This window comes from Methylobacterium sp. C33D, assembly GCF_053345825.1.
In genome coordinates this window covers 73620-82836 of sequence record NZ_JBKFAV010000029.1, presented here as the reverse complement: position 1 = coordinate 82836, position 9217 = coordinate 73620, and the positions used below count along the sequence as shown (strand labels likewise).

8 protein-coding genes are annotated in these 9217 nt (G+C 72.1%); 4 read left to right on the top strand and 4 right to left on the bottom strand.

Going from position 1 to position 9217, the window contains the following annotated elements; genetic code table 11:
- Positions 1-531: PD-(D/E)XK nuclease family protein (locus ACLBXO_RS22035; RefSeq protein ID WP_447686665.1), on the top strand; the 531-nt coding region annotated here is incomplete at its 5' end.
- A gap of 206 nt (positions 532-737) precedes the next feature.
- Positions 738-1061 (top strand): thioredoxin, encoded by a 324-nt coding sequence (trxA, locus tag ACLBXO_RS22030; RefSeq protein WP_010682902.1) that lies wholly within the window; start codon positions 738-740, stop codon positions 1059-1061.
- A 119-nt stretch (positions 1062-1180) separates the two neighbouring features.
- On the opposite strand, the gene ACLBXO_RS22025 is transcribed toward trxA, so the two are convergent.
- The 4 genes from ACLBXO_RS22025 to trpA form a co-directional block, all read right to left on the bottom strand.
- Entirely contained in the window at positions 1181-2080 is a 900-nt protein-coding gene (locus ACLBXO_RS22025; RefSeq protein ID WP_331317095.1) for an outer membrane protein, read from the bottom strand.
- Positions 2081-2313: 233 nt separating this feature from the next.
- Positions 2314-3639 carry a bifunctional folylpolyglutamate synthase/dihydrofolate synthase gene (locus ACLBXO_RS22020; RefSeq protein ID WP_331317093.1) on the bottom strand — a complete coding sequence of 442 codons (1326 nt, stop codon included), beginning with the start codon at positions 3637-3639 and terminating at the stop codon, positions 2314-2316.
- Between the two features lie 8 nt (positions 3640-3647).
- Entirely contained in the window at positions 3648-4544 is an 897-nt protein-coding gene (gene accD, locus ACLBXO_RS22015) for an acetyl-CoA carboxylase, carboxyltransferase subunit beta (RefSeq protein WP_447686664.1), read from the bottom strand.
- An 80-nt stretch (positions 4545-4624) separates the two neighbouring features.
- Positions 4625-5464, bottom strand: a complete 840-nt coding sequence (gene trpA / locus ACLBXO_RS22010) for a tryptophan synthase subunit alpha (RefSeq protein WP_331317090.1) — start codon at positions 5462-5464, stop codon at positions 4625-4627.
- A gap of 199 nt (positions 5465-5663) precedes the next feature.
- On the opposite strand from trpA, the gene ACLBXO_RS22005 reads away from it, so the two are divergent.
- Together ACLBXO_RS22005 and ACLBXO_RS22000 are read left to right on the top strand one after the other, a co-directional pair.
- Positions 5664-6341 carry an HAD-IA family hydrolase gene (locus ACLBXO_RS22005; protein ID WP_447686663.1) on the top strand — a complete coding sequence of 226 codons (678 nt, stop codon included), beginning with the start codon at positions 5664-5666 and terminating at the stop codon, positions 6339-6341.
- A gap of 167 nt (positions 6342-6508) precedes the next feature.
- A complete protein-coding gene (locus ACLBXO_RS22000; RefSeq protein WP_447686662.1) occupies positions 6509-9181 on the top strand; it encodes an MGH1-like glycoside hydrolase domain-containing protein in 2673 nt (890 codons plus the stop codon).
- The last annotated feature ends 36 nt before the right edge of the window (positions 9182-9217 follow it).

Sequence of the window (9217 nt, the reverse complement as noted above, 5' to 3'; positions counted from 1 at the left end):
GCCGGCGCGCAGGCCCGGCGCCGCGGCATCCTCACCCACGCCCTGCTGCAGCACCTGCCCCGGGTCGAGCCGGACCGCCGGGAGACGGCCGGGCGCGCCTTCGTGCGGGCCCGGGCGCCCGGGCTGCCGCGCGCGGCCGCGCCCGCGATCGTCCGGTCGGTCCTCCGGATCGTCGACGCCCCGGAGCTGGCGCCGCTCTTCGCCCCCGACGCCCGCGCCGAGGTGGCGCTGTCGGGGCGCGTGCGGGCCGGCGGGACGGACAGGATGGTTCAGGGCCGCGTCGACCGCCTCGCCGTGACGGCGGACGCGGTGCATCTCACCGACTTCAAGACCGGCCGCCCGCCCGAGCCGGGCGCGCCGCTGCCCGAGGCGGAGGCGGGCCAGATCGCCCTCTACGCGCGCCTCCTCGCGCAGATCTACCCGGGCCGGACGATCCGGCCGGTCCTCGTCTGGACCTCGGGCCCGGTGATCCGCGCCCTGACCCCCGGCGACGTGACCGCGGCCCTGGAGCGGATCGGCATCGAGGCGTGACGCGCCGCGCAGGCCGGGCGCCCGGGGACCGTCCGGCGCGGCGCGCCGATTCACCCGGCGAACCGTGCGTCGCCCGCGCCGCGGCCCACACCCGGAGGCCGGACTTCTTGACCGGGCGCCGGGCCGTCGCCAATTCTGACCGGACCGCGCGGGCCTCTGCCCGTTCGACGCCGCCCGAGGGGCGGCGGATTCCGAAAGGTGACGTTATGGCGACGGTGAAAGTGACCGACGCGAGCTTCGAGCAGGACGTTCTCAAGTCCGCCGAGCCCGTCGTGGTGGATTTCTGGGCGGAGTGGTGCGGCCCGTGCCGTCAGATCGGCCCGGCCCTCGAGGAGATCGCGACCGACCTGCAGGGCAAGGTGAAGATCGCCAAGGTCAACGTCGACGAGAACCCGCAGATCGCCGCCCAGTACGGCATCCGCTCGATCCCGACGCTGCTGCTCTTCAAGAACGGCGAGCGCGTGGACCAGAAGGTCGGCGCCGCCCCGAAGGGCGACCTGTCGCGCTGGATCGGCGCCCAGACCGCCTGAACCGGCCGCACGGCTCCGAACGACAAAAAGAAAGCCCGGCCGCGAGGCCGGGCTTTCTCGGTTTCGAGCCCAAGTTTTTTTGAGGGATCCCGGTTCGTGCCGGGATCCCGTATCCCGTCTTAGTACGAGCCGAACTTGTAGTTCAGGCCGGCGCGGACGACGGCGAAGGCGTTCTCGTTCCGGCTGGCGCCGGCGAGCGTGTACACCGGCACCAGGCCGACGGGGGAGATAGCGGCACCGACCAGCGGGAGCTGGGCGCGGCCGTTGTTGTTGTCGAGGTTCACGTACAGACCTTCCACCTTCAGCGTCACGGCCGAGGAGCGGAAGAAGTTCAGGAACGAGTCGGTGGGCAGGGCGTACTCGACACCGCCGCCGACGGTCCAGCCGGTCTTGAAGTCGTTCCGGCGGCCAGCGAAGTTCTGCAGGCCGACGCGGGCGCCGTCATCCGTGCCGGTGGCGTAGGCGAAACCGCCGGTGGCGTACACCAGGGTGCGGTCGAAGGCGTAACCGAGACGACCGCGGACGGTGCCGAAGAAGTCGATGGTGTTGAGCGTGCCGTTGACCGGGATGAAGCCCGGGTTGATCGCCACGGCGTTGGTGGCGAAGCGGGCGCGACGGCCGAAGTCGAGGTACTGGGCGTCGGCCTCGACGCCGAACACGGCGCCGTTGCCCGGGGTCAGCTGCCAGTTGTAGCCGACCTGGCCACCGCCCGAGAAACCTTCGCGGCTGTCGTTGCTGTAGATCAGCGACGAGCCGTTCGGCGCCAGGGCCTGGTAGGGGACGAGACCGCCCGGCACCAGAGCGACCGGGTTACCGGGGGTCTGGACGAAGCCGCGGGTGGAGTTGCTGCTGGCGTCGAACGCGTAGCCGGCGTTGATACCGAAGTAGGCGCCGGTCCAAGTGAACACCGGAACGGGGGTGAACACCGGCGGCGGCGCGGCGCGGCGCGGCAGGTCGGCGGCCGAAGCGGCGGCCGTGAGCGCGGTGAACGCCGCGAGAGAGGTGAGAAGCTTCTTCATTACTGTGATCCCCAGCATAAGCCCGATCGAGGGGGAAATTATGCGATCGGGCCCCGCGAGGATGTAGCTTAGCTGCCACAGCGGGAGGAAAGCGTGGCCGTGCGCGGGTCTCCATCCGGGCGATTGCGGCGATTCGACGGATTTTCGAATGCAAAATCCGGATTTCGCAGGTCTCAGCCGTGCCGGCCACTGGATACAGCGGCCGCCCGCGGGACTTCCCGACTGCGGACGACTCAGACCGGCGGCGTGTCGTTGGCGGCGAGAACCATGCCGGCCAAGTAGAGCGAGCCGCAGATCAGGATTCGCGGGGGACGCTCGAAGGCGATGTCCCGCACCAGGGCGAGGGCCGCCTCGATGCTCGGCGCCGCGTAGGTCGAGAGGCCGACCTCCTCGCCGATCCGGGCGACCTCCTCGGCCGGGCGCGCGGCCATGGTCCCGGTGATCGGGACCGCGACGAGGGCCCGGGCCAGGCCCACGAAGTTGCGCAGGAACCCGTCGGCGTCCTTGGTGCCGAGCAGGCCGACCACGAGGACGAGCGGCACGTCGCTCTTCTCGCCGAGATCCGCCATGGCGGCCGCGAGGATCCGGCCGCCGTCGATGTTGTGGCCGCCGTCGAGCCACAGCTCGGTGCCGGGATCGAGCTGGGCCGCCAGGCGCCCGCGCCCGAGGCGCTGCAGCCGGCCCGGCCACTCGACCTCGGTCAGTCCCCGCTCCAGGGCCGCCGTCCCGATGTCGCCGAACCCGGCGGCGCGCAGCGCGGTGATCGCCGTCCCGGCGTTGACCAGCTGGTGGCGCCCGGCGAGGCGCGGCCGCGGGAGGTCGAACAGGTCGGTCTCGTCCTGGTAGACGAGCCGGCCGCGCTCCTCGTGCACGGAGAAGTCCTGGTTGCCCACCAGAACGGGCCCGGCCCCGACGGCTTCCGCGCGCCGGCAGAGGACGGCGTCGGCCTCGGCGTAGTCCTGGGCGGCGATCACCGCCGGGCAGCCGCGCTTGAAGATCCCGGCCTTCTCGGTCGCGACCGATTCGACGGTGTCGCCGAGATACTCGGCGTGGTCGCGGCCGATCGGCGTCACCACCGCGCAGGCCGGCCGGTCGATGACGTTGGTGGCGTCGAGGCGGCCGCCGAGACCGACCTCCAGGAGCAGCACGTCGGCCGGGCTCTCCGCGAAGAGCAGGAACGCCGCGGCCGTGGTGATCTCGAACATCGTGATCGGCTCGCCGGCATTGGCGCTCTCGCAGCGCGCGAAGGCGTCGGCCAGACGATCCTCGTCCACGAAGTGGCCGCCGCCGATCCCGCCGATGCGCATCCGCTCGTGGAAGCGGACGAGGTGCGGGGAGGTGTAGACGTGGGCGGCCAGCCCTCCGGCCTCCAGGATCGACCGCATGAACGCGATGGTCGAGCCCTTGCCGTTGGTGCCGGCCACGTGGATCACCGGCGGCAGGCGGCGCTCGGGATGGTTGAGCCGCGCGAGCAGACGCTGGATCCGGCCCAGCGACAGGTCGATGGTGCGGGGGTGGAGCGCCAGGAAGCGCGCCATCAGGGCGTCGGACGAGGCCATCGCCGGGCTCAGGCCGCCTCGGAGGCCGCGGCCGGCGCGGCGGCCCGGGACACGTTGGTCAGGAGGCTGCAGAGACGCGTGATCGTCTCCTTGAGCTGGTGCCGGTGGACCACCTGATCGACCATGCCGTGCTCGCGCAGGTACTCCGCCCGCTGGAAGCCGTCCGGCAGCTTCTCGCGGATCGTCTGCTCGATCACCCGCGGTCCCGCGAAGCAGATCAGGGCGCCGGGCTCGGCGAGGTGGACGTCGCCCAGCATCGCGTAGGAGGCGGTGACGCCGCCCGTGGTCGGGTTCGTCAGCACCACGATGTAGGGGAGCCGCGCCGCGTTGAGCCGGCGCACCGCCACGGTGGTCCGCGGCATCTGCATCAGCGACAGGATCCCCTCCTGCATGCGCGCGCCGCCGGAGGCCGCGAACAGCACGTAGGGCGTGCGCTTCTCCAGAGCCGTCTCGGCGCCGCGCACGAAGGCCTCGCCCGCCGCCATGCCCAGCGACCCGGCCATGAAGCCGAATTCCTGCGCGGCCAGCGTCATCGGCAGGCCGCCGACCCGTCCGAAGCCGATCTTGAACGCGTCCTGCAGGCCGGTCTTGGCCCGGGCCTCCTTGAGCCGGTCGACGTAGCGCTTCTCGTCGCGGAACTTCAGCGGGTCGGTGGTGACCTCGGGCAGGGCCACGTCGATCCACGTGCCCTCGTCGAACATCATCTTCAGGCGCGCCTGGGCGCCCATCTTCAGGTGATGCTCGGAGCCGGGAATGACCCAGTGATTGGCCTCCACCTCCTTGTGGAACACCATCTGCCCGGTGTCCGGGCACTTGACCCAGAGGTTCTCGGGCGTCTCGCGCTTGAACAAGGTCTTGATCCGGGGGCGCACCACCTCCGAGATCCAGTTCATCGGTTCGACCATCGACTCGCGTCCGTCCGCTTCAAGCCCGCGCAGATATCAGGTGCGGCACGCTCCGCCGCCAGGGGTGCCCGATCGGCCGGTCAGGCGGCCTGCCCGACGCCCGATCCCCGCACGCCCGCGGCGAGTTCGCGCACCAGCTCCGTCACCGCCCCGACGCTCCCGGCCTGCGGCCGGCCCTCGCCGTCGAGGGAGCGCACCAGGGCGTCCACGAGCGCGGAGCCGACCACGACGCCGTCGGCGCCCTTGGCGATCGCCGCCGCGTGGGCGCCGGTCTTGACGCCGAAGCCCACAACGACGGGCAGCTCGGTGTGGCGCCGGATGCGGGCGACCGCCTCGGAGACCTTGCCGAAATCCGGCGTCGCCGTCCCGGTGATGCCGGTGATCGACACGTAGTAGACGAAGCCCGCCGTGTTCGCGAGGACGGCCGGCAGGCGCCGCTCGTCGGTGGTCGGCGTGGCGAGTCGGATGAAGGCGAGGCCCTTGCCGAGGGCCGGCAGGCACAGCTCGGAATCCTCCTCGGGCGGCAGATCGACGACGATCAGCCCGTCGACGCCGGCCGCCACCGCGTCGTCGAGGAAGCGGTCGACGCCGTAGGTGTGGATCGGGTTGTAGTAGCCCATCAGCACGACGGGCGTCGTGTCGTTGCCGGCGCGGAAGCGGCGCACGAGGTCGAGGGTGCCCGACACGGTCTGGCCCGCCTTGAGCGCCCGCAGGCCGGCCGCCTGGATCGCCGGGCCGTCCGCCATCGGGTCGGTGAACGGCAGGCCGAATTCCAGGATGTCGGCACCGGCGCCCGGCAGCGCCTCGAGGACCTGCAGCGAGGTCTCGGGATCTGGATCGCCGGACATCACGTAGGTGACGAGGACGGACCGGTTCTCCGCGCGGGCGCGGGCGAAAGTTGCGTCGATGCGGCTCGGCATGGTCGGTCGATATTCGCTTCTGGAGGGCCGCCGACGGCCCGGGGTTGCACCCGCGCTACACCAAAGGCACCGGCCCGTGAAGCGGGTGGCCGTCCCGCGGCCGCGGCCGGAGGCGGCCCCGGGGGCCCGGCCGCCGGCGAGACGCGGCCATGCGCGCGCGCCGGTTGCCGGGACGGCGGCGCCGGCCTAGCCCTCGCCCATGCCCGAGTCAGCCCTCCCGCCGCGCCTTCCGTCGCGCCCTATGGCCGCGCTCCTGTTCGACATGGACGGGACGATCATCAGCTCCATCGCCTCCGCGGAGCGGATCTGGTCGCGCTGGGCGGAGGCGCACGGCCTCGACGTGGCGTCCTTCCTGCCGACGATCCACGGCGTGCAATCGGTCGAGACAATCCGGCGGCTGAACCTGCCGGGCGTCGATCCCGCGGCCGAGGCCGCCGCGATCACCGAGGCCGAGATGACCGATGTCGACGACATCGTCGCGATCCCGGGGGCGCGGGCCTTCCTGGAGGCGCTGCCGCGCCACCGCTGGGCGATCGTCACCTCGGCGCCCCGCCGGCTGGCGGAGCGCCGCCTCGCGGCGGCCGGCATGCCGACCCCCGACCTGCTAGTGGCCGCCGAGGACGCGGCGCGGGGCAAGCCGGCGCCGGACTGCTTCCTGCTGGCGGCCGAGCGCCTCGGCGTCGCCGCGTCGGACTGCCTCGTATTCGAGGACGCCCCGGCCGGGATCCGGGCGGCCGAGGCCGCGGACGCGGCCGTCGTGGTCGTCACCGCGACCCATCCCGAGCCGGTGAGGACCCGCCACCCGGCGATCGCGGACTATACCGGGCTGCGCGTCACGGCCGAGCCGGCGGGGATCCGGGTGACGCGGATCGCCTGACGATCCCCCCGCCCCTCTCCCGCCGCCGGCCGGCGCCGGCGATCCGCACGGTCCGGGCCGGCACCGCCCGGATCCGGCCGGATCCGGCCGCGGCGGGGCGTTGACTTTCCCTTCTGGCGGCGCGGCTCTATCCGGTACGGATCCGCGGGGGCAGGAGCAGCGCGCGTATGACCGAGCCCGACGGCGTGCCGCCGCACCTCTTCGAGACCGCCGAGGGCCGCCGGCTCGTGGCGGCCCGCTCCGATCCGGCGTGGCGCCGCTGGGGGCCGTATCTCAGCGACCGGCAATGGGGCACGGTGCGGGAGGATTACAGCCCGAAGGGCGACGCCTGGGATTACCTGCCCCACGACCATGCCCGGTCCCGGGCCTATCGCTGGGGCGAGGACGGGATCGGCGGCTTCGGCGACCGCCACCTGAACTGGTGCCTGTCGCTCGCCCTGTGGAACGGGCGGGACGCGATCCTGAAGGAGCGGCTGTTCGGCCTGACCAACCAGGAGGGCAACCACGGCGAGGACGTCAAGGAACTATACTATTACCTCGACGGGATCCCGACCCACGCCTACATGCGGATGCTGTACAAGTACCCGCAGGCCGCCTTCCCGTACGCGCGCCTGGTCGAGGAGAACGCGCGGCGCGGCCTCGACGACCCGGAATTCGAGCTCCTCGACACCGGTCTGTTCGACGCGGGGCGCTACTTCGACGTCGAGATCGCCTACGCCAAGGCCGCGCCCGACGACATCCTGATGCGGGTCACCGCGACCAATCGCGGCCCGGACGCCGCCGACCTGACGCTGCTGCCGCAGCTCTGGGCGCGCAACACGTGGTCGTGGAAGCAGGGCACGCCGAAGCCGGAACTGGTGGCCGGCTCGGAGGGCTCGGTCTGGGCGCGCCATCCCGAGATGCCGACCTTCCGCTTCTTCGCCGAGGGCGCGGGCGAGCTGCTGTTCACCGAGAACGAGACCAACACGCACCGGCTGTTCGGCAGCGGCCCGGAAGGGGGCTTCTACAAGGACGGCATCGACCGCCGCGTCGTGGGCGGCGACCCGGCCGCCGTCAACGCCCTGTCGGGCACCAAGTGCGCCGCCCGCTACGATCTCCGTCTCGGCCCGGGCGAGACGCGGAGCCTGCGCCTGCGCCTGCGCGCCGAGGCCGCGCCGGGTGCGCCCTTCGCGGATTTCGACGCGGTCTTCGCCGCCCGCGCGGCGGAGGCCGACGACTTCTACGGGGCGCTCCAGGCGCCGATCGCCGACCCCGAGATGCGGCGCGTGCAGCGCCAGGCGCTCGCCGGCATGCTCTGGTCGAAGCAGCTCTACCATTACGACGTGCGCGAGTGGCTCGCCGGCGACCCGGCGCAGCCCGCGCCGGCGCCGGAGCGGCGGAACGGCCGCAACAGCGACTGGGCACACCTGCGCGCCAACGATATCATCTCGATGCCGGATGCCTGGGAGTACCCCTGGTTCGCCTCCTGGGATCTCGCTCTCCAGGCGATCGTGTTCGGGCTCATCGATCCCGACTTCGCCAAGAACCAGCTCCTGCTCCTGGTCGACGAGGCCTACACCCACCCGAACGCCGCGCTGCCGGCCTACGAATGGGGCTTCGGGGACGCCAACCCGCCGGTCCACGCGCTGGCCGCCTGGCGGGTGTTCGAGCTGGACCGGGCGCTCACCGGCGAGCCGGACCACGCCTTCCTCAAGCGGATCTTCAACAAGCTGACCCTCAATTTCACGTGGTGGGTGAACCGCAAGGATTCCGACGACCGCAACCTGTTCCAGGGCGGCTTCCTGGGCCTCGACAACATCGGCATCTTCGACCGGTCGAAGCCGGTGGGCGACGGCGCCACGCTGACGCAGTCCGACGCGACCGCCTGGATGGCGACCTACGCGCTGAACCTGATGCGGATCGCCATCGAATTGGCGCTCGACGACCCGACCTTCGAGGACATGGCGGAGAAGTTCTTCGAGCACTTCCTCCTCATCGCCGGCGCCACCGGCGCGGGCGTGTGGGACGAGCCGGACGGCTTCTTCTACGACGTGATCGAGACCCGCGACGGGCAGCGCCTCCCGATCCGCGCCCGGACCATGGTCGGCCTGATCCCGATCTTCGCGGTGGCGGTGATCAACGAGTGCGACCTCGCGCGGCTGCCCTCCCTGCGCCGCCGGATGGTGTTCTTCCTCAAGAACCGCCCGGACCTCGCGACGCTGGTCTCGCGCTGGAACGAGCCCGGCGAGGGCCAGACGGCGCTGCTGTCGCTGCTGCGCGGGCACCGGCTGAAGGCCCTGCTCCACCGCGCCCTCGACCCGAACGAATTCCTGTCGGATTACGGGCTGCGCGCCGTGTCCCGCGTCTACGCGGACCGGCCGTTCTGCTTCGCGTGGGACGGGCGTGACCTGGGGCTCGCCTACGAGCCGGCCGAGTCGCGCTCGCGGCTGTTCGGCGGCAACTCGAACTGGCGGGGACCGGTCTGGATGCCGGTCAACTACCTGCTCATCGCAGGGCTGAACCGCTTCCACGACTATTACGGCCCGGATTTCCGGGTCGAGGCGCCGACCGGATCGGGCCGGACATACGCGCTCCGCGAGATCGCGGCACACCTGTCACGGCGCCTGATCAGCCTCTCGACCCGGGGGCCGGACGGGCGCAGGCCGGTCTACGGCGACAGCCGGATCGAGCAGGACGATCCGCATTTCCGCGACCACGTCCTGTTCTACGAGTACTATCACGGGGACAGCGGCCGCGGGGTCGGCGCGTCGCACCAGACCGGGTGGTCGGGGCTCGTGGCCCTGCTCATCCAGGAAGTGGCGACCGCCGCCGCCGAGGCGAGGGATCCGGGCTGGCCGTGAGGATGGGTCGCCGGCCGCGCGCGCCGGCGACCGCTG

Coding starts and splice junctions, on each gene's coding strand:
- ACLBXO_RS22020 (WP_331317093.1), bottom strand. CDS start 3,639: ATGGCCTCGTCCGACGCCCTGATGGCGCGCTTCCTGGCGCTCCACCCC.
- ACLBXO_RS22005 (WP_447686663.1), top strand. CDS start 5,664: ATGCCCGAGTCAGCCCTCCCGCCGCGCCTTCCGTCGCGCCCTATGGCC.
- trxA (WP_010682902.1), top strand. CDS start 738: ATGGCGACGGTGAAAGTGACCGACGCGAGCTTCGAGCAGGACGTTCTC.
- accD (WP_447686664.1), bottom strand. CDS start 4,544: ATGGTCGAACCGATGAACTGGATCTCGGAGGTGGTGCGCCCCCGGATC.
- trpA (WP_331317090.1), bottom strand. CDS start 5,464: ATGCCGAGCCGCATCGACGCAACTTTCGCCCGCGCCCGCGCGGAGAAC.
- ACLBXO_RS22025 (WP_331317095.1), bottom strand. CDS start 2,080: ATGAAGAAGCTTCTCACCTCTCTCGCGGCGTTCACCGCGCTCACGGCC.
- ACLBXO_RS22000 (WP_447686662.1), top strand. CDS start 6,509: ATGACCGAGCCCGACGGCGTGCCGCCGCACCTCTTCGAGACCGCCGAG.